The sequence below is a fragment of the Salinicoccus kekensis genome, from assembly GCF_900220995.1.
Lineage (GTDB): Bacteria > Bacillota > Bacilli > Staphylococcales > Salinicoccaceae > Lacicoccus > Lacicoccus kekensis.
Map to the genome: position 1 here is coordinate 458,427 of NZ_OBQF01000001.1, position 24,341 is coordinate 482,767.

A 24,341-nucleotide genomic window follows, 5' to 3' on the forward strand; every position below is an offset into this window, starting at 1 on the left:
GGCTTTGACTTTTTTAAATGTTATGATTTGGAAGTTGGAGGGAGATTCGGATGGCTAAAAGAGACTATTATGACATCCTTGGCGTTGAGAAAAATGCGTCGAAGGATGAGATCAAAAAAGCATATCGTAAATTATCAAAAAAGTATCACCCGGACATCAATCAGGAAGAAGGTTCCGACGAAAAATTCAAAGAAGTCGCGGAGGCTTATGAAGTCCTGTCAGATGAAGATAAGCGTGCCCAGTATGACCGCTTTGGCCATGAAGGCATGAAATCGCAGTTCGGCGGCGGGGGCGGCTTCCAGGGTGCAGGCGGCTTCGGCGGTTTCGAAGATATTTTCAGTTCATTTTTCGGCGGCGGGCGCCAGGCGGACCCGAATGCCCCGAGAAAGGGCGATGATCTTCAATATACGATGACCATCGACTTTGAAGAAGCCGTTTTTGGAGTGACCAAAACGATTTCCATCAAAAAGGAAGTCGCATGTGATGTTTGTGACGGGAACGGTGCAAAACCGGGTACATCGAAAAGTACATGCAGCATGTGCAGCGGCGCCGGTCGTGTGGCGGTCGAGCAGAACACACCATTCGGACGCATCCAGACGGAACGCACTTGTCCGACATGCCAGGGTACGGGTCAGGAGATCAAGGATCCTTGCAACAAATGTAAAGGTGCAGGTACGGTGACGAAAGATGTCGATATCGAAGTTACGGTGCCTGAAGGCGTGGATAACGGCCAGCAGATCCGACTGCACGGCAAAGGTGAGCCGGGCATCAACGGCGGGCCGGCGGGTGACCTCTACATCGTCTTCCGTGTGAGGCCGGATTCAAGGTTCACACGTGATGGGGATGACATCCATTATGAACTGCCGATTTCATTCGCGCAGGCTGCACTTGGTGACGAAGTGAAAGTGCCGACGATCAGTTCCGAAGTCATGCTGACTATCCCGGCGGGTACACAGACCGGCAAACGTTTCCGCCTTAAAGAAAAAGGTGTCAAAAATGTACACGGCTACGGTTATGGTGACCAGTTCATCACTGTCAAGGTGGTGACCCCGACGAAGCTTTCCAATAGGGAAGTTGAAATCTTCAGGGAGCTTGCGGAAGAAGGCGGGGAGACGATCGAAGAGCAGCAGGAGAACATCTTCGACCGTACTAAGCGTTTCTTTAAAGGAGATTGAAGATGAAGTGGCATGAAGTTGCAATTCATACAAAGGAAGATAATGAAGAGAGTCTTTCAGCTTACTTGAACACTTTATCGAAAGGTGTATCAATCGAACATTCCATAGATATCTTAAGGCAGAAGATCACGAATTTCGACGAGAAGTTCAAGTTGAACCCAAAAGATTACCCGGACTCGGATATCAGGATACTGGTTTATTTCGATGAAACCCAGGATGTTGAAGCCATGATCGGGAAGATTGAAGCTTTCATCTCGGAGGCGGACCTCGCGTCCAAAGAAGAGATCGATATTTCACATAAGATCATTGAAGAATCCGATTGGGAAAACGAATGGAAGAAACATTTCCACAGTTTCAGGGTGTCCGATACATTTGTGATCGTGCCTTCATGGGAAATGGATGAATACGAATACCGGGAGAGAGACCGTCTCATCAAGTTGGACCCCGGGATGGCCTTCGGTACCGGGGACCATCCGACGACCGGCATGTGTCTCAAGTTCATAGAAAAAACGGTGAAACCCGGGTGCTCGGTCATCGATGTCGGCACGGGGTCGGGGATCTTGTCGATCGCATCACATATGATGGGGGCATCTTCGGTGAAAGCGACCGACATTGATGATTTATCCATAAAAGTCGCATATGAAAATTTTGTCATCAATGACTGCGAGCAGGCAATACGGCTGGAAACTGCAGATCTGCTTAAAGAGGAAGACGGCAGTTACGATATCGTCATTGCCAATATCCTTGCACATATCATTGAAGATATGGTTGAAGATGCATATGGTAAATTGCATGAAGAAGGATATTTCATCGCCTCCGGCATCATCGCTGAAAAACGTGATGAGATCACAGGGAAAATGACACGTGCCGGATTCCGCATTGGGGAAATCCTTGAAGAAGACGGCTGGGTAAGTATTTTAGCTGAAAAGGTATGATTTGCCATGCAGAGATATTTTACATCTGAAAAACTGAATTTAAATGAACGATACGAGATGGAGAATGAAGATACGCATCATATGATCAATGTGATGCGTTTTCGTGTTGATGATATGTTTGAAATGGTCGACGGCAAAAAAGCCGGCTACTTATGCAAAATCATCGGGGTGGACGGCAGGAAAATCACTTACATGACTGAAGGGGAACTGGAGTCGGATACTGAACCGCCTGTTGAAATTACGGTGGTCTGCCCATTGCTGAAGGGCGAGAAATTTGAGTGGATGATTCAAAAATCGACTGAACTCGGCGCCTCTGCATTCATCATTTACGAAGCTGACAGAAGTATAGTGAAGCTGGATACGAAGAAAAGGGAGAAGCGCCTCGCACGCTTTCAAAAAGTGATCAGGGAAGCGAGTGAGCAGAGCAGGCGCCTCACCATCCCTGATATACGTTTTGAAGGTAAACTGCACGCCCTGGACTTCAATGATTATGATTCTGTCATCATTGCATTCGAAGGTTTTGCAGGCCAGGAGGCAAAGTCTTTTTCAAATCTTGAGAGTATACACGCCGGGGGGAGGATCGCTTTCATATTCGGTCCGGAAGGCGGGCTCACGGAGCAGGAAATCGAGGCCGATGCCTCTTTCGTGCCCCTTTCACTCGGACCGAGGATACTCCGTGCAGAGACGGCGCCGCTTTATTTCCTGGCAGCCGTAAGCAGTATGGTGGAATGACGCGTAATTGAATGACTTTTTATATTATGCTATTATATGTAAAGTTATCATAATACTTTTTAAAGAAAGATTTGATGGTTATGAATGAAAAAACAATTGCTTTCCACACGCTTGGCTGCAAGGTCAACCATTATGAAACAGAGGCGATGTGGCAAATATTCAAAGAAGACGGATACGAACGCATAGATTTTGAACAGAATGCTGATGTTTATGTTATCAATACATGCACTGTGACCAACACGGGTGATAAGAAAAGCCGTCAGGTCATCCGCCGTGCCATCCGTAAAAATCCGGACGCGGTCATCGCCGTGACAGGCTGCTATGCACAGACCTCCCCTAAAGAGATCATGGATATTGCGGGTGTGGACATCATCATCGGCACGGAGGATCGGGATAAACTGCTCGGTTACGTCAATCAGTACCATCGTGAGCGCCAGCCGATCAATGGCGTCAAAAATATCATGAAGAAGCGTACATATGAAGAAATGGATGTGCCTTACTTCACGGACCGCACGCGTGCGACCCTTAAGATCCAGGAAGGCTGCAACAATTTCTGTACGTTCTGCATCATCCCGTGGGCACGCGGGCTGATGCGCTCCCGTGATCCGGTGAAAGTCATTGAGCAGGCACAGAACCTTGTGGACCAGGGGTATAAGGAGATCGTCCTCACAGGCATCCATACCGGCGGTTACGGGGAAGATCTGAAAGATTACAACCTGGCCCAGCTCCTGCGTGACCTGGAACAGGTCGACGGCCTGAACCGCCTGAGGATCTCAAGCATCGAAGCGAGCCAGCTTACCGACGAGGTCATTGATGTCATCAGGGACTCCAATAAGATTGTAAGGCATCTCCATGTACCGATACAGTCGGGCAGTGATACGGTCTTAAAGCGCATGAGAAGGAAGTATACGATGGAGTTCTTTGAATCCCGCATCGTGAAATTGAAGGAAATCATGCCGAATGTGGCGATCACGAGTGACGTCATCGTCGGATTCCCGGGCGAGACCGAAGAAGAATTCCAGGAAACTTATGATTTCATCAACAAACATCATTTCTCAGAACTGCATGTCTTCCCATACTCAATCAGGACCGGCACCCCGGCTGCGAGGATGACCGATCAAATTGATAATGACACCAAAAACGAAAGGGTCAGGAGACTGATCGACTTATCGGACCGCCTCGCATTGGAATATGCAGAAGGCTTTAAAGACGATGTCCTTGAGATCATCCCGGAAGAGGTCAAAGACGGGAAATTGATCGGCCATGCCGACAACTATATGAAGATAGCCATCGATGCAGATGAATCTTTGACAGGGGAGCTCGTGAAAGTCAAAGTGACCGAGGCAGGCTATCCTATGAGCCATGGGGAAGTCGTCAAAGTACTCGAGAAACCCATGGTAAAGAACTATGCCTATATTGAACGGACGATCCAATGATCAGATCCGGAACGGATCCGAATAAAAAACTGGAGGCAAAAACATGAAACTTTCAAAGTATATCGACCATACATTATTGAAACCTGCGGTGACACAGGATGAGATATTTGAACTCTGCCAGGAGGCTATGAAGCATGAATTCTTCAGTGTATGCATCAATCCGGCATGGGTCCAGACTGCTTCCGACATATTGGAGGACAGCGATGTCAAAGTGTGCACCGTCATCGGCTTCCCCCTCGGTGCCTCCACCTCCGAAGTGAAGGCTTTCGAAACGATGAATGCCATCCAGAACGGCGCCGATGAAGTGGATATGGTCATCAATATCGGTGCACTCAAATCCGGCAACCACGATCTGGTCTATAATGACATCAAAGCAGTCTGCGATGCAGCCGGGACGGAGGCACTGGTCAAGGTGATCATAGAGAGCGGACTCCTTGACGGCGATGAAATCGTCAGCGCCAGCAAGCTTGCAAAAAAAGCAGGTGCGGATTTCGTCAAGACTTCCACCGGATTCAACGGGGAGGGCGCGAAAGTGGAGGATGTCGCTTTGATGCGCATGACCGTCGGCGAAGAAATGGGAGTGAAGGCGAGCGGCGGAGTCAGGTCCTCTGAAGATGCACTGAAGATGATAGAGGGCGGAGCAACACGCATAGGCGCTTCAAGCGGGATTGAAATCGTGTCCGGCGGATTGTCGGAATCAGACTATTAAAATTAAGTTGACCAAAAAACTTTGTTATATTATAATGTTTGAGTACATAGTAAATGCTATGTGAGATTAACCTTTGGTTATTCGGAGGGAGGGAAATTTATGACTAAAACATCTGTTAACAAGAATGAACCGATCGAAGATGCACTGCGTCGTTTTAAGCGTAATGTCTCTAAAAACGGCACTATCCAAGAAGCCCGTAAAAGAGAATATTATGAGAAGCCAAGCGTGAAGCGCAAGAAAAAATCCGAAGCAGCTCGCAAAAGAAAATTCAGATAAAATATCCTCCCTCGGATAATTTATCATACAGGGACAGTACTATTATTTAATAGTGCTGTCTTTTTTTCACATCTTGTCAGTACAGTTTATTTATTTTTGCATGGTAAGTATGTATAATGAAGGTGGAGGGGATTTACATGGCGATGACTGATACATTTTTGGTTATGAATATTGTACATACATTCAGCGATGTTATTACCATGCCTGTAATTGCCTTTATACTGCTGGCTATTTTCATCATCGGACTGGTGATGCAGCTTTTCTCCGAACGATTCAATTTTTATGGCCTTCTTTCAATCGCCGCCATGGTCTTATTTTTCTCCGGTCACCTTTTGACTGGTGAAAACAACCTCTGGGCGCTTGCATTGTTTGTCCTCGGCTCTTTTCTGGTGATTGTAGAGTTTTTTGTAATCGGTACCTTTTTAGGGATAATAGGCATAATCCTCCTTTTGTTGAGCATTGTGCTGGTCAGCGGGAATATGATTCTATACTCGATATTCCTCCTGATTATAATCATTATTGCATCTTTTATGGTGGTGGGTCTTATCAAATCCAAGAAAAGAAGAATTCCATTTTTGAACAGATTGATTTTAAGCGATGCGACCGATGCCGAGTCCGGTTATACATCATTTGATGACCGGTCCGATCTTATCGGCATCACAGCGAAGACCATAACCCCCCTCAGGCCGTCGGGGACGATACGTTATGGCGAGAGGCGGATTGATGCTGTTGCGGAAGGGTCGTACATCCCTGCCGACACTGAAGTGAAGGTCATACTTGTTGAAAGTTCGAGAGTTGTTGTACGTCCGATTGAAGAATAGATTAATTTAAAGGAGAGTTTTATATGGATTTTATGTTTATAGGTGGCGGATTATTAACGGTTATATTTTTAATCGTTATAGTATTCATCATTCTGTCGTTCATCCTGTCATTTGTCCCGGTCGGCTTATGGATTTCAGCCATCGCTGCCGGAGTCAGAGTGGGAATTTTCACGCTTGTGGGGATGCGTCTGAGACGTGTCAAACCGAAACGTGTCATCGAACCGATGATCAAAGGTGACAAAGCGGGCATCAAGCTCAGTGTCAATCAGCTGGAGTCACATTTCCTTGCAGGTGGTAATGTCGACAGAGTCGTGGATGCACTGATTGCAGCCCAGCGTGCAGATATCAATTTGACGTTCGAACGTTGTGCGGCAATCGACCTTGCAGGCCGTGATGTATTGGAAGCGGTTCAAATGAGTGTAAACCCTAAAGTGATCGAAACACCGTTCATTGCAGGTGTGGCAATGGATGGTATTGAAGTGAAGGCTAAGGCCCGCATTACTGTACGTGCAAACATAGAACGTCTCGTCGGTGGTGCCGGTGAAGATACGATTGTTGCCCGTGTGGGTGAGGGTATCGTATCCACAATCGGTTCTTCGAACAAACATTCCGACGTATTGGAAAACCCTGACCGTATTTCCCAGACGGTGCTTGCAAAAGGTCTGGACTCAGGTACAGCTTTTGAGATACTGTCCATAGATATTGCGGATGTGGATATCGGCAAGAACATCGGAGCCGACCTCCAGACAGAGCAGGCGGTGGCCGATAAGAACATTGCACAAGCTAAAGCTGAAGAGCGCCGTGCCATGGCCGTAGCTCAGGAGCAGGAGATGAAGGCCCGCGTTCAGGAGATGAGGGCGAAAGTTGTGGAAGCGGAGTCCAAAGTACCGCTTGCCTTTGCTGTAGCTCTTGAAAGCGGCAATATCGGAGTAAGCGACTATTATGATCTCAAAAATGTCGAAGCAGATACAAACATGAGGGATTCCATCAATAAGATGACAGATCCGACTCGTTTCAAAGATGAAGAATAGGGCGTGATATCATGGAAGTATTACTGCCTCTATTAATTTTTGCAGGCGGAGTAATATATTCTATTATAGCCAGCACCGGTAATAAGAACGAAGAAAAAAGAGATATCGATCCGGGTAAAATGGAAAGGCCGGGACGCTCGGCCCCGAGACCCCGGCAGCCGGAGGCGGGAAGACGGGAGCAGGGTCCGCGCGGCATGTTCGACGAGATGAAGCGCGAGTTCCAGAGTGAATATGAAAAAGCCATGGGCCGCACCGCAGGCGATACAGCAGGCGGTCCTGCCGAACCCGGCCGGGAAGGGCCCGCAAGACCGACCCGTGAAGATGTCAGACGGCGCGTTGATGAAGAGCGCCGGAAGCTTGAAGCAGACCGCCAGCGGGAGAAGAAAGAATCCTCAATGCGGGAGCGTTCGCGAGGTGAGGTCAACCGGGACAGAAAACCTGTTGAGAGAAAACAGAGTGAAAGAGCGGAAAGGGCAAGAGAAAAAGTCCGCACCGGTGCAGTGGATACCAAAGTTGAGCCTGTAGGCGCAATTGGAGGCGTGGGCGGGGAAATCACCGATGAGGCGCGTTATTCATATGGTGATGACCGGACCTCGATTCATGAAAAAGGAAAGAAACAGAGAACCGCATTTTCCTCAAATGATCTTACCTTTGATAACAAAGCCATCGTGAATGGCGTCGTCTTCAGTGAAATATTGGGGAAACCGAAATCCCGTACCCGTAAATGATATGATGACACACAGTACTGTTCTGTGTGTCATTTTTCATGTTTCAAAGAGACGGAATTAGAGAATATGATAAAGAACAGGAGGTGTAGATTATGAGTGTGGATATTAAAAAAGGTGAAAACATGTTCTTCGTCGGAGAGGATGAACTGAATCCGGAAGCTTATGTTTCCTATGTAGTGGATGAGGATGGCGATTTCATCATCGACAGTACCCAGGTCGCCGATCAGTTAAGCGGTCAGGGCATCGGAAGTGCCCTCGTCCGGATGGTGGTCGAGTATGCGAAGGAAGAGGATAAAAGAATCGTTCCCGAGTGTCCTTTTGCAAGGGCAGTGATGGAGAGGGAAGAAGAGTCGAAAAAAATGATAAAGTGAAATAAGCTCATAAGGGCTTATTTTTTTGTTGTGCAGGCTGTCCCATACCCGGCGAATTTATTGCAGACGGGTTTCTATAATGGTAAATTTAAGGTAACCACAAATAAATTAAAGGGGTTTGTACATGCCTAATATAATAAATATAGACAGTCTCGAGGAAGCGCAGGCGCTCATCGGGGCGAATGATGCACATATTACATTTTTGGAAGATATGTTCGATGTCACCATCCATACGCTCGGCAATGAGATCACAGTGAGCGGGCAGGATGATGACAATGTCGAACTGGCAGAGGATGTGCTCATTCATTTGCTTAAAATCATCCAGCGGGGGATGAAAGTGAATTTAAGGGATGTTCAGTCGGCATCAAGCATGGCGAAGAACGGGACGATTGAGTATCTCCTTGATCTATATAATGAAGTGATTGCCAAAGATAATAAAGGCAAGGGCATACGTGCCAAAACCACCGGACAAAGGTTGTATATCGAAAACATCAAACGGAGTGATCTCACTTTCGGCATCGGTCCGGCGGGTACAGGTAAGACATTCCTTGCCGTTGTGCTTGCCTGCCAGATGCTGAGGGAAGGTCAGGTCAAACGGATCGTTTTGACACGTCCTGCCGTCGAGGCCGGGGAAAATCTCGGTTTCCTGCCGGGGGATCTGAAGGAGAAGGTGGACCCATATCTCAGACCGCTGTATGATGGTCTCCACACAGTCCTCGGGACCGAGCAGACTGACCGGCTGGTGGAACGCGGCGTCATCGAAGTTGCACCGCTCGCCTATATGAGGGGACGTACATTGAATGATGCGTTCTGCATCCTCGATGAGGCGCAGAATACTACAGAAATGCAGATGAAAATGTTTTTGACCCGCCTCGGTTTCGGTTCAAAAATGGTCGTCACGGGGGATGAAACCCAGATAGACCTGCCCGGAGCGACGAAAAGCGGTTTGATAGAAGCTGTGAGAAGGCTTGACGATGTAAAGGGCGTCGCCATCAACCGCATGGATGAAACTGATGTTGTCAGGCATCCGCTTGTTTCAAAAATCATTAAAGCCTATGAATAGAGGGGTGCACTATGCTGACAGTCGATTTTATAGATGAGGAAGGATATACTTCCGGGAGCGAGCAGGATGAAATCAACCGTTTGCTGAATTTCGCATACGAAGAACTGGAATCCGGTTCAAATGCAGAAATCAGTGTCTCGTTTGTGGACAATGAAGCGATACGTGAGATCAATCATCAGTACAGGAATAAAGACCAAGTGACTGATGTCATCTCATTTGCCATGGAAGACGATGAATTCAACCTGATACATGAAGAAGCCCCAAGGACGCTCGGGGACATCATCATCTCCACCGGCCGTGCAAAGGAACAGGCGGAAGATTACGGTCACAGTTACCGGCGCGAATTATTGTTCCTGTCACTTCACGGTTTCCTTCATCTGCTGGGATATGACCATATGGAAGAAGCAGATGAAAGAGAAATGAACCGGCTTCAGGATGAGATCCTGGAGAATTTCGGCGTATCGAGAGATGAGTGACGATGAAGCGGTTCAAATATGCGCTGCAGGGCATCAGGGTCCTGTTTGGTAAGGACCATCATTTCGCGGTGCATTTGCTGTTTGCTTTGATCGTTGCGGCAGCCGGATTTTTATTCGGGTTGAACACGCTGGAATGGCTTTTCATCATCGGTGCAGTCTTTATCGTGCTGATCAGTGAGGTCGTCAACACGAGCCTTGAGTATACAGTGGATCTCGTGACTGATGAATTTCACGAGCTTGCAAAGCGTGCCAAGGACACTTCAGCCCTTGCCGTACTGCTTGCGTCGCTGTATGCGGCAATAACGGGATTGATCATCTTCATCCCGAAAATAATAGTTTTTTTTACTTAGGAGAGTGAATATATGGACGACGGGATTTTTAAGGAAGAATGGCTGGCAGAAGCCGTTGAAGCACAGAGCCGCGCCTATACACCTTACTCGAATTTCAACGTGGGTGCATTGCTTGTGACTGAAGATGACCAGCATATATACGGTGCAAATATAGAAAACGCATCATATCCTGCGACGATCTGCGCTGAACGCAGCGCTTTGGTGAGTGCCTATTCGAACAACATCACGAAGTTCAAGGCACTTGTCGTCGTAACGGATGCAAATGAGCCGGCAAGCCCGTGCGGCATATGCCGCCAGGTCATGAAGGAGCTCTGTCATGATGATATGCCGGTATATCTGACCAGCAAGACTGGAAAAGTGATCAAACGCACAGTGGATGATTTGCTGCCGCTGGGCTTCTCAGGGAAGGACATGGAAAATGAGTGAAGATATTTTCAAATCAGGCTTCATCAGCATCATCGGCCGGCCGAATGTAGGAAAATCAACCTTCATGAACAAAGTGCTGGGCCAAAAGGTTGCGATAATGTCGGATAAGCCGCAGACGACAAGGAATAAAATACAAGGTGTCTACACGACCGAACAATCCCAGATGATCTTCATCGATACACCGGGAATCCATAAACCGAAGCACCAGCTCGGTGAGCATATGATGAAAGTCGCCCGCAATACATTGAGGGAAACGGAAGTCATACTTTTCATCATCAATGTTGCCGACGAAATCGGCAGGGGCGATGAATACATCATCGAAATGCTGAAGAATACAACGACACCGATCATCCTGGTGCTCAATAAGATAGATCTCGTGCATCCGGATGAATTGATCAAACAGATTGAAGTATATAAAGATACACTGGACTTCAGTGAAATCGTTCCGATATCGGCACTGCAGGGCAATAATGTCGATAGGCTTCTGGAAGTCATAGAGGGCTATCTGCCCGAGGGACCGATGTATTACCCTGAAGACAGGGTGACCGACCATCCCGAGCATTTCATAGTGAGTGAGCTCATCCGTGAAAAAGCACTCCATTTGACGAGTCAGGAAATCCCCCATGCCATCGGTGTGGAAGTGGAAAAGATGAAGGCGAATGAAGAAGGCGGCAAAGTCCACGTGCAGGCTACGATTTATGTGGAACGTGAGTCGCAAAAAGGCATGGTCATCGGTAAAGGCGGCAAGATGCTGAAGGAAATCGGCAAACTGGCAAGAGTCGATATAGAGAATCTTCTCGGCAGCAAAGTCTATCTTGAACTGTGGGTGAAAGTGCAGAAGGATTGGCGCAATAAAACAAACTTCATACGTTCACTTGGCTACAGGGATGATGAATACTAGGTGATAATATGATATATCAGCAAAAAGGCGTAATGATCCGGCAGACGAATTACAGTGAGTCCAGCCGGATCATTACTATTTTAAATGAAGATGGTGTGATGGTGCCTCTGATGGCCCGCGGCTTCAACAAGCCGAAAAGCCCGTTCATCGTTCTCCGGCAGGGATTCAAGGAAGCGCTGTTCACCTATAACCGCTTCAAAGGCATCGGCACACTGAATGAAGTGGATGTAATTTCCCACTTCAAAGGCATCAACGAAGATTTTGAGTTGTTCTCCTACGGCAGTTATATAATGGAGTTTGTGACGCGCATTTTGAATGATGAGGATGTCACGCCGAAGAACTTCGAGCTGCTTATGAAAGGCTTTAAATTACTTGAAAAGAAGGAAGAAAACGAGAAAAATGCGACGACATCGATGGTGGCCATCAAGTTGATGCCTCAGTACGGCATCGAAATCAATGTGGATGAGTGCGCACTGTGTGGAAGCAGGGCGTATGACACTTTCAGCCATTACTCATTTATATACCACAGTGTAATATGCGATCACTGCGCAAATGAGGAAACGCTGGAGCGGTCGGTGAACATCGGCAACCGGATCATATATCTGGCTGCATATATGAAGAACGTCAAGCTGGATATGATCAATTCAATCAAGGTCAACCCGGAAAACGGCAGGCAACTCCTGAATTTTACGGAAATGATTTATGATGAATACGCCGGGGTATATTTCAAAGCAAGGAAAATGGTCAAAGGCATGACTGGGGTGGATGAAAATCCCTGATCGCTCCATATATGAGACAGAAAGACAAAAAAACAGGCGACGGAAAATCCGTCACCTGTTCTTCATTTTATACTGCCTGTTTAGAATTTGATTCTTTCTTTCAGGAAGCCGTTCACTTCATCAATCGGCATCCTTTTCTGTTCCATCGTATCCCTGTCACGCACCGTCACCATGTTGTCCTCCAGTGAGTCGAAGTCGAATGTGATGCAGTAAGGCGTACCGATCTCATCCTGACGACGGTATCTTTTACCGATCGACTGTGATTCGTCAAACTCCACGTTGAAGTCAGGTGCCAATTTCTCATAGACTTTGATGGCATCCTCACTCAACTTCTTTGATAGCGGCAGGACTGCTGCCTTGAATGGCGCAAGACTCGGGTGGAATCTCATGACAGTCCTGGATTCACCGTTTTCAAGTGTTTCCTCCTCATAAGCATCACTCATGAATGCCAGAGTCACACGGTCGAGTCCAAGAGCCGGCTCGATGACGAACGGGATGAATTTCTCACCTGATTCCTGATCGTGGTAAGTCATATCTTCATTTGAGTGCTCCATGTGCTGTTTCAGGTCAAAGTTTGTACGGCTCGCAATGCCCCACAGCTCTCCCCAGCCGAACGGGAATTTATATTCTATATCCGTTGTGGCATTCGAATAGTGGGAAAGCTCATCCTCATCATGATCACGCATGCGCAGGTTGCCTTCTGCAAGACCGAGTTCAAGGAGCCAGTTCTGACAGAAGTCTTTCCAGTATTTCTGCCATTCGACTTCGGTGCCCGGCTGACAGAAGAATTCAAGTTCCATCTGTTCGAATTCCCTCGTCCTGAAGATGAAGTTGCCCGGCGTGATTTCGTTACGGAATGATTTGCCGATCATGCCGATGCCGAAAGGCAGTTTTTTACGCATCGTCCTCTGGACATTTTTATAGTTTACAAAGATGCCCTGTGCCGTCTCAGGACGCAGGAAAATTTCGTTCGTCGATGATTCCGTCACACCCTGGAATGTTTTGAACATCAGGTTGAACTGGCGGATGTCGGTATAATCATGTGCGCCGCATGTCGGGCAATTGATATCACGCTCGTCGATGATGTTTTTCATCTCATCGAAGCTCAAACCATCGGCTACAAAAGTATCGTCTTCTTTTTGAACCACATTTTCAATAAGTTTATCCGCGCGGTGACGGCTTTTACATTCCTTGCAGTCAATCATCGGATCATTGAAGTTGTTCAGATGGCCTGAAGCTTCCCATGTTTTAGGGTTCATCAGGATTGCAGCATCCACACCCACGTTGTAAGGGGATTCCTGGATGAACTTTTTCCACCAGGCAGCCTTCACGTTGTTCTTCAGCTCGACGCCAAGCGGCCCGTAATCCCATGTATTGGCAAGGCCGCCATAGATTTCACTTCCCGGGAATACGAATCCCCGTGATTTTGATAAATTTACAATTTTGTCCATGTCCATAAATAACACTCCTTAAAGTAATTTTGAATATAAAAAAGTCCCAGGACAGCTAATGCAACGCTGTCCTGGGACGAGTTTATACCCGCGGTTCCACCCAAATTAGTGTTTCCACTCACTTTTAATATACAATTTCATGTTTAATACTCATTATATGCCATTTACAGATGTTAAGCTCCCACCGCCCTTAACTCGCTTAAGACCATTATATAAAATGTTAATTGGAAGTGCAAACATTTCATTGTATTTCTTTATCTTTCAAGGTGTATTATAATTATTGGTATTGGGAGTGAGGCCATGGAACTGAACAGCAGGCAGGAGAAGATATTGAAAATCGTCAAACAGCATGGACCGATAACCGGGAGCAAAATTGCAGAGCAGCTGTCTTTGACAAGAGCAACTTTAAGGCCGGACCTTGCAATTTTGACGATGAGCGGTTATTTGGATGCCCGTCCGCGTGTCGGGTATTTTTACACCGGCAAGGAACCGGAAGAAATTTTAACAACCAAGATCCGGAATATTTTGGTCAGGGATGTACAAAGCCTGCCGATTTTGATCAAAGAGGACACATCCATCTACGAAGCCATTGTAAAGATGTTCCTTGAGGATGTAGGCACATTGTATGCCATAGATGATGACAGGGAACTGGTCGGCGTCATATCCCGTAAAGACCTTTTGAAAGGCACGATGGGGAAGAATGATATCGAGAAGACACCTGTGAGCATCATCATGACCCGCAAGCCCCATATCACGACATGCTATCCGAACGATCTTCTAATTTATGCGGCGAACCAGCTGATAGAAAAACAGATCGATTCCATACCGGTCATAGATAAGGAAGACGGGAAAGAAGTGGTGATCGGCAGGATCACCAAAACCAATATCACAAGAGTGTTCGTCAATTTAATGGAATAAGGAGTGTCGCTATGTCTAATATAAAAATAATCATTGCATCGGACTCGGTCGGGGAAACAGGTGAACTTGTCGCAAAGGCTGCTTTGGCCCAGTTTGATATAGACAGTACTTCCGATGTACTGATCAGATATCCTTATATCGATTCCGAAGACAATATAGATGATGTCGTCGATCTCGCCAAAAGTAAGGCAGCGACTGTGGTTTTCACAATTATAACTCCAGAGCTCAGGCAGTATATTAAAGAAGAACTGAAGAAGGAAAATATACCATCCGTCGATGTGATGGGTCCCCTTATGTCGATTTTGGAAGGCAAGACTGAGGCGGAACCTTATTATGAGCCGGGCCGTGTGCATAAGCTGGACGAGGATTATTTCCAAAAGATCGAAGCGATCGAATTTGCAGTGAAATATGATGACGGCAAGGACGCAGGCGGTCTTGACAAGGCGGATATTGTACTGATCGGGGTATCAAGGACTTCGAAGACACCCCTGTCCCAGTATTTGGCGCTGAAAAAATATAAAGTCATGAATATGCCCCTTGTGCCTGAAGTGACTCCGCCGAAAGAATTGTTTGAAATCCCAAAGTCCAAATGCATCGGGCTCAGGATCAAATCTTCTTCACTCAACAAGATCAGAAAAGAAAGGCTGACCCAATTGGGTTTGAAAGACACGGCAAGTTATGCCAGGGATGAAAGGATAGAAGAAGAATTAGCATATTTCGACTCGATCATTGAAAAGATAGGCTGTCCTGTCATCGATGTCTCTGAAAAAGCCATTGAAGAAACCGCAAATGAAATTATGAAGTACGTTGATGGCAAAATAGATATCAAAGGGTGATGGGTGATGAGTATCCCGCAGGAAACAATAGAATACGTCAGAGAAAGGACCGACATTACCGATCTGGTTTCTGGTTATCTCAAACTTGAGAAGCGGGGACGGAACTACGTCGGTCTTTGCCCTTTTCATGATGAGAAAACACCGTCATTCAGTGTCAGTCCGGAAAAACAGATATGCCACTGTTTCGGGTGTAAAAAGGGCGGCAATGTTTTTCAGTTTTTAATGGAGATTGAAAACATCTCCTTCACAGAATCCGTGAAAAGACTCGGGAAGCCGCTCGGAGTTGAAGTCTCTTCAAATGAGAGCAGGGTCGATGATGATGATATGCAGTTCATTAAAATGCATGAACATGTTTCAGATCTGTTCCATCACATCCTTATGCATACCAATGAAGGCAGCGAAGCCCTGAACTATCTTATCGAGAGGGGATTCAGCAGCGAACTGCTGAAGAAGGAGAAAATAGGCCTTGCGCCGAAGATGTCTTCATTCACCAAGAATGCAATACTCGAGAAAGGTTTTACAGAAGAAGCGGCATACAGCGCAGGCCTGCTTTCACGGAACGAGACCAATTTCTCTTATTATGACCGGTTCGTCAACCGGATAATGATTCCGATAAAGAACCACCAGAACTATATCGTGGGATTCACTGCGAGAAGTCTGGACGGTTCGGAACCGAAATATTTGAACACCCCTGAGACAAAAGTATTCCAAAAACGCCATCTCATGTTCAACTTGAGTGATGCAAGGAAATCCATCAGGACCCAGGATGAAATCATCCTGATGGAGGGCCACCTTGATGTATTGAAAGTGAAGTCCCTCAATATAGAGAATATAGTGGGGTTGATGGGCACCGCCCTGAGCGAGGAGAACATCAGTCTGCTCAACCGCCTTGCCTCAAACGTGACGCTGATGTTCGACGGCGATGGGGCAGGTCAGCGGGCGACGGTGGATATAGGGGAGACTTTACTGAAGCACGGGTTGAACACATTCGTAATCCAGCTCCCCGGCGGAATGGACCCCGATGAGTACATCGAAAGCAGCGGGGAAGAGAGTTTCCGTTATCTTGTGAAGAATGAGAAGAGGCATTATATCCACTTCCTGGCGGAGAAGCTGTTGAATGAAAGCATGCACAATGACCTGGCATTCTCACAAAATATCAACACTTTGACGGACCTGCTCACCTATGTGAATGATGACGCCATCAGAACAAGGCTCATACTCCATATCAGCGAGAGATACGGCATGGAAAAATCTCAAATAGAAAGCAAACTTCCTGTTAGAACATCGCAAAAACGGGAAAGTGTTATACAACACACCGAAAGACTTTCCATCAGGGAAAAAAAGGAACGTTATTTCCTGAAAGCGCTCATGAACGATAAAAGCCTTTTCGAATATTCGAAAGACAGGGTGGACAGGGAAGTATTAACTTCAGACCATTATTATGGTATATTTAAAGGGTTGTGCAATTATTTTGACACTCAAGACACATTTGAAGTATCATCTTTTATCCACCAGCTTCCGCATGAACTGCTTGAAGTCGTTATAAATATTGATAATCTCAGTATTCAGAGCGAAGTTTCGAGGGATGAGATCGATGATTACCTTGATGATTTGAGTGGAAAAAGAAACAGCGCCAGGGAAAGGCAGGTTTTATTCGCCCGCCTCAGGGAAGCCGAAGCGGCCAATGATATCGATCTGCAGGCGCAGCTCATGCAGCAGCTTTTGGAAATCAACAGCAGATATAAAAGTTAGTAATATATTTAGGAGGTACATTTATGGCTGAAAATACCGTTGGGACAACTGGAAATAAAGAAGCAGAGTTGTTTACCTCAATTGAGCAAGTTAAACAGGTACTACTTGAAAAAGGGAAAAAAGAAGGGCATCTGTCACATGAAGAAATTGCTGACAAGCTGGCCAATTTCGAACTGGATGCAGATGCTATGGATGAATTTTTTGAAGAACTCGGTGAAAATGACATCCGGCTGATAAATGAAAAAGATTCCACAGATACAGATGAAAAATTGAACCTGCATGATATGAGTGCACCTCCTGGTGTAAAAATCAATGATCCGGTCCGCATGTACCTCAAAGAAATCGGCCGCGTCGACCTGCTCAGTGGCGCTGAAGAGGTGGAGCTCGCCAAAAGGATCGAAAAAGGCGATGAAGTGGCCAAGAGCCGTCTTGCCGAGGCCAACCTGCGACTGGTGGTCAGCATCGCCAAAAGATACGTCGGACGCGGCATGCTCTTCCTCGATTTGATTCAGGAAGGTAATATGGGACTGATCAAAGCCGTCGAGAAATTCGACTTTTCAAAAGGGTTCAAATTCTCCACATATGCAACATGGTGGATCCGCCAGGCAATCACAAGAGCGATCGCCGACCAGGCCAGGACCATCCGGATACCCGTCCATATGGTGGAGACGATCAACAAACTTATCAGAATACAGCGTCAGCTGCTTCAGGACCTCGGACGTGAACCGCTTCCTGAAGAGATTGGTGAGGAGATGGACCTGCCTGCTGAAAAAGTTCGGGAAATCCTTAAAATCGCACAGGAGCCCGTCTCACTTGAAACACCGATCGGTGAAGAGGACGACAGCCATCTTGGGGATTTCATCGAAGACCAGGAGGCACAGAGCCCTTCAGACCATGCAGCTTATGAGTTATTGAAGGAGCAGCTGGAAGATGTACTCGACACGCTGACCGACCGTGAGGAGAATGTGCTCAGACTGCGTTTCGGCCTGGATGACGGACGTACAAGAACGCTTGAAGAAGTCGGTAAAGTCTTCGGGGTCACACGTGAAAGAATACGCCAGATCGAGGCGAAGGCGCTCAGGAAGCTGCGCCATCCGAGCAGAAGTAAAAGATTGAAGGATTTCATGGATTAATAATTACACATTAACGTGTAATTTTATCTCTAAATTTATTTTGACATTGCTGATATTTGAGCTACAATTATAATTGTATATGCATTAATATAAGGGAGGGTCAACATTTGAATAAGAATCCGATTATACCATTTTTACTTATCATCTTTTTAGGTGTGGGTCTGGTTTTCCTGCTTTCTGCCCAAGGTGCAAACCAGGAGGAAGAAGGCGAGGAAGTTGCCACTGAAGAAGGAACTGAAAACGGCGGCGAGGAAGGCTCTGAAGAAGAAGGTAATGGCGCTTCATCAGGTGACGTGGACGCTGAAGGCGTTGCTCAGAACAGCTGTGCTTCATGTCACGGTGAAGATTTCTCAGGCGGTATGGGGCCGGCACTTGCAGGCACTGACTTGAGTGAAGAGGAATTCACCGATATCGTCAGAAACGGGCAAGGTTCAATGCCTGCGTTTAGTGAAGACCAGGTGAGCGATGAAGAACTGACTGCAATGTATGAAATGTGGGCAGAATAATATTTAACGGAAAACCTCCACGATTCGTGGAGGTTTTTATTTTAAAGGATGGTTGAAATGATAGATGAACGTTTGAAGTATGCAGCAAATCATATAAAAGGGGAAATCCTTGCAGATATCGGCTCCGATCATGCATACCTCCCAATCCATGCCATAAGGGGAGGCATGATAAGTCGTGCGATATGCGGAGAAGTCGCAGAGGGGCCGTATGAGGCGACATTGAAGAACATCGAATCATACGGCATGCAGGGGAAGATTGAAGCGCGTCTTGGTGACGGGCTGAACATTTTGACTCCTGATGATGAAGTGGATACGATCACGGTATGCGGGATGGGCGGACCGTTGATTGCCCGCATATTGGCCGGGGGTTTTGAAAATGTAGGCGGTCATCCCCGCCTTGTCCTCCAGGCGAATAATCATATGTATCCTCTGCGGCAGGCGGTCGACGATTTAAATTACCGCATCGTTCATGAAAAAGTGCTGAAGCTCGGGAAGCACTTTTATGAAATCATCGTATGCGATTATGATGAAAACCGGAAAAGGATGTCACAGAAGGAACTGCATTTCGGCCCTTTGAACCTTGCGGAGAGGGAAGAGGCGTTTCTTAAAAAAATCAAATGGGAATATGACCATCAGAAGAGGATATTTGAAAGTATCGACGGCGGCAGAAATCCGGATAAAAAAGAAGAAATAAAATCCAAAATCAAACTTTTAGAAGAGGTGTTGGAAGATGAAGATTAAGGAACTTTTACAGGAGCTTGATGAAATCGCGCCTTTCAAAGACAGTGAGGACTGGGACAATACCGGCCTCCTCGTCGGTGATATGGAAGATGAGGTCACCGGCATCCTGACGGCCCTCGACTGCGCGCCTGAAACGGTCGATGAAGCAGTGGATAACGGAATGAACACAATCATTGCCCACCACCCTTTAATATTCCCGAAAATCTCCGCAGTGACTGAGGATTTCTACGGCAGGATCATCAGGAAACTGATCAAAAGTGACGTCAACCTCATAGTGATGCACACGAACCTCGATCATCAGCCGAAAGGTGTCAGCCATATGATCGCCGAAGTCCTCGGGTTCACCAGCACGGAAATACTGATTCCGAAAAAGTATGAACTGAAGAAATTGAGGGTCAACATACCCGCCGAGAACAAGGAAGAACTGAAACAGGGCCTTTCAGAAAGCGGTGTGGGCAACCAGGGTGATTACAGCGAGTGCTTTTTCGAGTATCCCATCACCGGTCAGTTCAGGCCGAACGAGGATGCAAATCCCCATATCGGCACGAACAATGAGCTTGAAATCGTCGATGAATATATCGTCGAGGCAATTTTCGAGTCGGATGAGCAGGATAAGGTCATCGATGCATTATTGAAGGTCCACCCGTATGAAGAGCCGGCATTCGATATATTCACCATCAATAACGTACCGAACAAGGGCCTTGGCGTGAAGTTCGATTATGAAGGTTCCTTCGAGTCATTGACGGCTTTGATTGAGGATAAGACCGGCGGAAGGATTGTAAACGCCGTGAAGGGAAATGATAAGGGAATATTAACGGCAGGCATCATCGGCGGCTCCGGCATGAGCTATGCAAAAGATGCCTTCAGGCAAGGGATAGACGTGCTGATCACGGGCGATGTCAAATACCATGAAGCCTATGATGCAAAACTCCTCGGGCACAACGTCATAGACGCCGGACATTACCTTGAAGCCTTCATGGCAGAAGGTCTTGAAAATCTGATACGCCGCAAAATGGATATTAAAGTCGCTGCAAGCAACGTGGATACGGACCCATTCGAAAACAGAAAATAAAAACTGTCCTTTTTACAGCATTTACACAATTTTTACATCCTCCTAATATACATTTACATGTTCACCATATCAGGTTAATAAACCGTTGATAATATGTGAAGCAGTAATCATATTAGGAGGATTTTGTATGAGAAGAATTTCTTTATTGTTGATGGGTGCCTTATTTGCTGTTGTCCTTGGAGCCTGCAGCGCACAGAGTGAAGCGGGGGATACAGTTGATGCTTCAGACGGTGCCGGGGAAGCACGCGGTGATGACTGGCCTGAATCCTTGAAATTTGCTGTAGCGGGCATCGAAGGACAGGAGGAATTGCTGCTGCGCTTTGAAGCGTTCGAGGAAACGATGGAGGAGATGCTTGATACGGATGTGGAACTGTTTGCACTTTCCGACAGGACAGTCTCGTCCACGGCACTGGAGTATGATCAGGTTGACATCGTGCTGTCCGGACCATCCGAATACATATTATCAAAAGAAGCCAAACCTGAAATTGAGCTTGCCGGCGGTGTCCACAGAGCCGACGGACATTATCACGTCGTCTTCATCGCAAGTGAAGAAAGTGGGATTGAATCACTCGATGATGCAGTGGGCGAAACGATTGCCATGAAAGATACCGGTTCGACGTCCGGACATATCGGGCCGAGCGGCGTGCTGGTCGATGAAGGATATGACCTCGATGAGGATTTCGATATCCAACTGCTGGGTGACAGCTCCCTTGAGGCGCTGTTGAACGGCGAGGTCGATGTCATGGCAGACGGTGTCAAACACTGGCATACCATCCAGGAGGAAGGGCTTGAAGATGAATTCAGGCTGATTTATGAGGGGGAGCCGCTGCCTGCGGATCCGTTCGTGTTGAATGATACGCTGCCAGAGGAATTTAAAGAAGAGTTTTTGAACATACTGATGGAAAATGAAGAAGAGGTGCTGGATGCGATATTATCTAGCGAAGAAAATGATAAATATGAAGATGGCGGCATAATCGAAGTTTCCGATGAGGACTATGACAACATGAGGGAAACCTACGAAATTTTAGGTCTGGAGATCGAGGAATAATATGAATGCGATTGAAGTGAACAAAATCAGGAAAGTGTACAATCAGCGGGATGTCGCATTGGATGGTGTATCGTTCACCATCAAAGAGGGTGAAAGTGTCGTCATACTCGGGCACAACGGTTCCGGGAAATCCACGCTTTTCCGTACATTGACGGGATTCGAGGAACCGACCGAAGGTTCCGTCACATTACTCGGCCGGGAAGTGGACCCCGGGAAGCGGCGTCATCTGCGCGAAACCAGGAAGAAAGTCGGTATGGTCTTCCAGGCTTTCGGCCTTATCGATAATGTCTCGGTATTTCAAAACGTATTGTTCGGCGCACTGGGGCAGGTTAAATTCGCACCGGCAACCTACAGCTTATTTGCTTCAGATGCGCTTAGAACACGCGCAATGGAGTGCCTCGACAGGGTCGGGCTTGCCCACCTGTCGGAGAGGCGGGCAGACAGGCTCTCAGGCGGGCAGAAACAGCGGATCGCAATTGCCAGGATGCTGATGCAGGATCCTGAAATCATCCTGGCGGATGAGCCGATAGCAAGCCTCGACCCGAAAGCCGGCAGGGAAGTTATGGATCTGCTGGCCGAGATCGCTGCTGAAAGGAATATCACATTACTGATGATCCTGCACCAGATACCCATCGCAAAGAGATACGCCGACCGTTTCATCGCATTGAAAAATGGTGAAGTGTATGCCGATGGTGAGGTTTCCGTCATCGATGAAGATTTTGAGACAGCACTTTTCGGAAACTCTGGTCCGAAAGAAGAACCGCCCTCCGATGAAACACCACAACCTATTGAACAGGAGGCTCGGAAACTATGAGTCCAACGCCTCCAAAAAGATTTGAAAAGCCGTCGATATGGTCTTTCATACTTATACTTGTTGTTCTTCTTTTTCTTGTGACGGGGATCAACAATGCCAATATCACATTAAGCCGGGTTATAGGCGGCGTCATGAACATCGGGGACTTTTTAGGCCAGGCCTTCCCGCCTGATTTCAGCCGTATCGGCCCCATAATGAGCGCCATGATTGAAACATTTGAAATGGCACTGGTCGGCACGCTTGCAGGTGTGATAATATCCGTCCCAGTAGCGCTCCTGTCGTCCAGGACGACGAACTCGATTTCCTTCCTGCGCTCTCTGACGAGAGGGGCTGTGACGGTCATGAGGACGGTGCCAGACCTTGTATGGGCATTGCTCTTCGTGATAGCCGTAGGGCTCGGTCCTTTCGCGGGGATATTGACGATAACGATTGACACGATCGGATTTTGTGCCAGATTCTTCTCCGAAAGGATAGATGAACTGGATAAGAAACCTAAAGAGGCACTTGAATCTACAGGATCCGGATATTTCGGTGTCATTACAGGTTCAGTGCTGCCACAGGCCACCCCTTCATTTGTCGGCACAAGCTTGTTTGCCCTCGAAAAGTCGATCAGGGGAGCCACCGTTCTCGGTCTGGTCGGGGCAGGGGGCATCGGTGTTGAACTCAGTGCACAGATGTCACTCAGGAACTTCGATCAGGCGCTGATGATCATCATTATCATTTTAATACTCGTTCTCGTAGTGGAGAACATCTCACAAAGAATACGGGCGAAATATATATAAGAAGCAAAAGAGCATCCATCCAGTTCGACTGGATGGATGCTCTTCAATCATTATTTCATTATTTCAACCGGTTTCGGCTTTTTGATCTTCGGCAGTATTTTATCCACCGGTACAGTGGATTGAGGTGCTTCATATGACTCTTCATTGTATTTGTTCAAGTAATCGATCACTTCCCGCACGATCGGTGTCGGAGTGGAGGCACCTGCAGTGACAGCAACCGAATTGATGCCTTTCAGCCATTCCGTATCGAGTTCACTCAGGGAGCTGATGCGGTATGCGTTCGTATGGGCAATTTCCTTGGATACCTGTGCGAGCCTGTTTGAATTGTTGCTCTTTGGATCGCCGACGACAATCAGCAGCTCTGCCTGATCTGCCTGTTCGGCGACCGCTTCCTGGCGCACCTGTGTCGCCATGCAGATTTCCTGCTGAACTTCAATTTGAGGATATCTGCTTTTCAGTTCATCCATCAGGTGGCTGACATCCCACTGGCTCATCGTCGTCTGGTTCGTTACAATCAATTTTCTCTCCTGCAGCACATCAGGCAGCAGTTCGATATCATCCATCGTCTCGACGAGATGCACATGTTCAGGATTCACACCGACTGCGCCTTCAGGCTCAGGGTGCCCTTTTTTACCGATGTATACGACATCGTATCCTTTTTCCGTCTTATCACGTATCAGGTCATGTGTCACCTGGACGTCCGGGCAGGTCGCATCAATACAGGTGAGACCTTTTTCCTTTGCCCGCCTTTTGACTTCAGGGGACACGCCGTGCGCCGTGAAAATCACAGTGCCTTCATTGATGTTTTCCAGGATTTCAAGTCTGTTCGGTCCATCAAGCGTAACGATGCCATCCTCTTCAAAAGCGTCCGTCACATGTTTGTTGTGCACAATCATACCCAAAATATATATCGGCCTCGGCAATGTTTTGTCCATCGATGCATTCCTTGCGATGACCATGGCATCGACAACGCCGTAACAATAGCCGCGTGGTGTTATTTTTATAATATCCATAGAGTACATTCCTCCTCAATAATCATTATACCTGTTCCCGCATCTAAATGAAATCATCATGAAGTC

28 protein-coding genes are annotated in these 24,341 nt (G+C 47.1%); 26 read left to right on the plus strand and 2 right to left on the minus strand.

The annotated features are described in order from the left end of the window. Positions 1-50 precede the first annotated feature (50 nt). The 16 genes from dnaJ (at position 51) to recO (ending at position 12,209) form a co-directional block, all read left to right on the plus strand. Positions 51-1,175 carry a molecular chaperone DnaJ gene (gene dnaJ / locus CRN96_RS02210; RefSeq protein WP_097038689.1) on the plus strand — a complete coding sequence of 375 codons (1,125 nt, stop codon included), beginning with the start codon at positions 51-53 and terminating at the stop codon, positions 1,173-1,175. Between the two features lie 2 nt (positions 1,176-1,177). Further along, entirely contained in the window at positions 1,178-2,110 is a 933-nt protein-coding gene (gene prmA, locus CRN96_RS02215; protein ID WP_097038692.1) for a 50S ribosomal protein L11 methyltransferase, read from the plus strand. A 6-nt stretch (positions 2,111-2,116) separates the two neighbouring features. Beyond that, a complete protein-coding gene (locus CRN96_RS02220; RefSeq protein ID WP_097038694.1) occupies positions 2,117-2,842 on the plus strand; it encodes an RsmE family RNA methyltransferase in 726 nt (241 codons plus the stop codon). Positions 2,843-2,922: 80 nt separating this feature from the next. Further along, positions 2,923-4,278: a tRNA (N(6)-L-threonylcarbamoyladenosine(37)-C(2))-methylthiotransferase MtaB gene (mtaB, locus tag CRN96_RS02225; RefSeq protein ID WP_097039665.1), complete on the plus strand. Its 1,356-nt coding sequence runs from the start codon at positions 2,923-2,925 to the stop codon at positions 4,276-4,278. 43 nt (positions 4,279-4,321) lie between these two features. Further along, positions 4,322-4,987 carry a deoxyribose-phosphate aldolase gene (deoC, locus tag CRN96_RS02230; protein WP_097038696.1) on the plus strand — a complete coding sequence of 222 codons (666 nt, stop codon included), beginning with the start codon at positions 4,322-4,324 and terminating at the stop codon, positions 4,985-4,987. A 99-nt stretch (positions 4,988-5,086) separates the two neighbouring features. Further along, a complete protein-coding gene (rpsU, locus tag CRN96_RS02235) occupies positions 5,087-5,263 on the plus strand; it encodes a 30S ribosomal protein S21 (RefSeq protein WP_072707963.1) in 177 nt (58 codons plus the stop codon). 137 nt (positions 5,264-5,400) lie between these two features. Next, positions 5,401-6,084: an NfeD family protein gene (locus tag CRN96_RS02240; protein ID WP_097038698.1), complete on the plus strand. Its 684-nt coding sequence runs from the start codon at positions 5,401-5,403 to the stop codon at positions 6,082-6,084. Positions 6,085-6,107: 23 nt separating this feature from the next. Next, on the plus strand, positions 6,108-7,115 hold the full coding sequence (floA, locus tag CRN96_RS02245) for a flotillin-like protein FloA (protein ID WP_097038700.1): 1,008 nt from the start codon (positions 6,108-6,110) through the stop codon (positions 7,113-7,115). Positions 7,116-7,126: 11 nt separating this feature from the next. After that, complete coding sequence (locus CRN96_RS02250; RefSeq protein ID WP_097038702.1) at positions 7,127-7,843, plus strand: hypothetical protein; 717 nt, start codon at positions 7,127-7,129, stop codon at positions 7,841-7,843. A gap of 92 nt (positions 7,844-7,935) precedes the next feature. After that, positions 7,936-8,214 (plus strand): GNAT family N-acetyltransferase, encoded by a 279-nt coding sequence (locus CRN96_RS02255; RefSeq protein ID WP_245844518.1) that lies wholly within the window; start codon positions 7,936-7,938, stop codon positions 8,212-8,214. Positions 8,215-8,338: 124 nt separating this feature from the next. After that, complete coding sequence (locus tag CRN96_RS02260; RefSeq protein ID WP_097038704.1) at positions 8,339-9,277, plus strand: PhoH family protein; 939 nt, start codon at positions 8,339-8,341, stop codon at positions 9,275-9,277. Between the two features lie 11 nt (positions 9,278-9,288). Next, positions 9,289-9,753 (plus strand): rRNA maturation RNase YbeY, encoded by a 465-nt coding sequence (gene ybeY, locus CRN96_RS02265; protein ID WP_097038706.1) that lies wholly within the window; start codon positions 9,289-9,291, stop codon positions 9,751-9,753. Positions 9,754-9,755: 2 nt separating this feature from the next. Next, positions 9,756-10,103, plus strand: coding sequence for a diacylglycerol kinase family protein (locus CRN96_RS02270; protein ID WP_097038708.1), 348 nt, complete (start codon positions 9,756-9,758; stop codon positions 10,101-10,103). A 12-nt stretch (positions 10,104-10,115) separates the two neighbouring features. Further along, complete coding sequence (gene cdd, locus CRN96_RS02275; protein WP_097038710.1) at positions 10,116-10,529, plus strand: cytidine deaminase; 414 nt, start codon at positions 10,116-10,118, stop codon at positions 10,527-10,529. Next, positions 10,522-11,430 carry a GTPase Era gene (gene era, locus CRN96_RS02280; RefSeq protein WP_097038712.1) on the plus strand — a complete coding sequence of 303 codons (909 nt, stop codon included), beginning with the start codon at positions 10,522-10,524 and terminating at the stop codon, positions 11,428-11,430. Before cdd ends, era begins: the two co-directional genes overlap by 8 nt. A gap of 8 nt (positions 11,431-11,438) precedes the next feature. Then, on the plus strand, positions 11,439-12,209 hold the full coding sequence (recO, locus tag CRN96_RS02285) for a DNA repair protein RecO (RefSeq protein ID WP_097038714.1): 771 nt from the start codon (positions 11,439-11,441) through the stop codon (positions 12,207-12,209). Between the two features lie 80 nt (positions 12,210-12,289). Here the strand turns inward: recO and CRN96_RS02290 are convergent, their stop codons facing one another. Next, complete coding sequence (locus CRN96_RS02290; protein WP_097038716.1) at positions 12,290-13,666, minus strand: glycine--tRNA ligase; 1,377 nt, start codon at positions 13,664-13,666, stop codon at positions 12,290-12,292. A 294-nt stretch (positions 13,667-13,960) separates the two neighbouring features. Between CRN96_RS02290 and ccpN the strand changes: the two genes are divergently transcribed. The 10 genes from ccpN (at position 13,961) to phnE (ending at position 23,262) form a co-directional block, all read left to right on the plus strand. Next, the gene (ccpN, locus tag CRN96_RS02295) at positions 13,961-14,578 is read left to right on the plus strand and encodes a transcriptional regulator CcpN (protein ID WP_097038718.1); all 618 of its coding nucleotides are present in this window, start codon (positions 13,961-13,963) and stop codon (positions 14,576-14,578) included. 11 nt (positions 14,579-14,589) lie between these two features. Beyond that, positions 14,590-15,414 (plus strand): pyruvate, water dikinase regulatory protein, encoded by an 825-nt coding sequence (locus CRN96_RS02300; RefSeq protein ID WP_097038720.1) that lies wholly within the window; start codon positions 14,590-14,592, stop codon positions 15,412-15,414. 6 nt (positions 15,415-15,420) lie between these two features. Beyond that, on the plus strand, positions 15,421-17,166 hold the full coding sequence (gene dnaG / locus CRN96_RS02305; protein WP_097038722.1) for a DNA primase: 1,746 nt from the start codon (positions 15,421-15,423) through the stop codon (positions 17,164-17,166). A 23-nt stretch (positions 17,167-17,189) separates the two neighbouring features. Beyond that, entirely contained in the window at positions 17,190-18,299 is a 1,110-nt protein-coding gene (gene rpoD, locus CRN96_RS02310; RefSeq protein WP_097038724.1) for an RNA polymerase sigma factor RpoD, read from the plus strand. 107 nt (positions 18,300-18,406) lie between these two features. Then, positions 18,407-18,805, plus strand: a complete 399-nt coding sequence (locus CRN96_RS02315) for a c-type cytochrome (RefSeq protein ID WP_097038726.1) — start codon at positions 18,407-18,409, stop codon at positions 18,803-18,805. Between the two features lie 57 nt (positions 18,806-18,862). Further along, positions 18,863-19,546 carry a tRNA (adenine(22)-N(1))-methyltransferase gene (locus CRN96_RS02320; RefSeq protein WP_097038727.1) on the plus strand — a complete coding sequence of 228 codons (684 nt, stop codon included), beginning with the start codon at positions 18,863-18,865 and terminating at the stop codon, positions 19,544-19,546. Continuing rightward, a complete protein-coding gene (locus tag CRN96_RS02325; protein WP_097038729.1) occupies positions 19,536-20,618 on the plus strand; it encodes a Nif3-like dinuclear metal center hexameric protein in 1,083 nt (360 codons plus the stop codon). The genes CRN96_RS02320 and CRN96_RS02325 overlap by 11 nt, the downstream gene beginning before the upstream one ends. A 127-nt stretch (positions 20,619-20,745) precedes the next feature. Beyond that, positions 20,746-21,666 carry a phosphate/phosphite/phosphonate ABC transporter substrate-binding protein gene (gene phnD, locus CRN96_RS02330; RefSeq protein WP_097038731.1) on the plus strand — a complete coding sequence of 307 codons (921 nt, stop codon included), beginning with the start codon at positions 20,746-20,748 and terminating at the stop codon, positions 21,664-21,666. Between the two features lies 1 nt (position 21,667). Continuing rightward, positions 21,668-22,480, plus strand: coding sequence for a phosphonate ABC transporter ATP-binding protein (phnC, locus tag CRN96_RS02335; RefSeq protein ID WP_097038733.1), 813 nt, complete (start codon positions 21,668-21,670; stop codon positions 22,478-22,480). Continuing rightward, positions 22,477-23,262 (plus strand): phosphonate ABC transporter, permease protein PhnE, encoded by a 786-nt coding sequence (gene phnE, locus CRN96_RS02340; protein ID WP_097038735.1) that lies wholly within the window; start codon positions 22,477-22,479, stop codon positions 23,260-23,262. The genes phnC and phnE overlap by 4 nt, the downstream gene beginning before the upstream one ends. A gap of 50 nt (positions 23,263-23,312) precedes the next feature. Here the strand turns inward: phnE and CRN96_RS02345 are convergent, their stop codons facing one another. Continuing rightward, positions 23,313-24,275: a 4-hydroxy-3-methylbut-2-enyl diphosphate reductase gene (locus CRN96_RS02345; RefSeq protein ID WP_097038737.1), complete on the minus strand. Its 963-nt coding sequence runs from the start codon at positions 24,273-24,275 to the stop codon at positions 23,313-23,315. Positions 24,276-24,341: the final 66 nt, after the last annotated feature.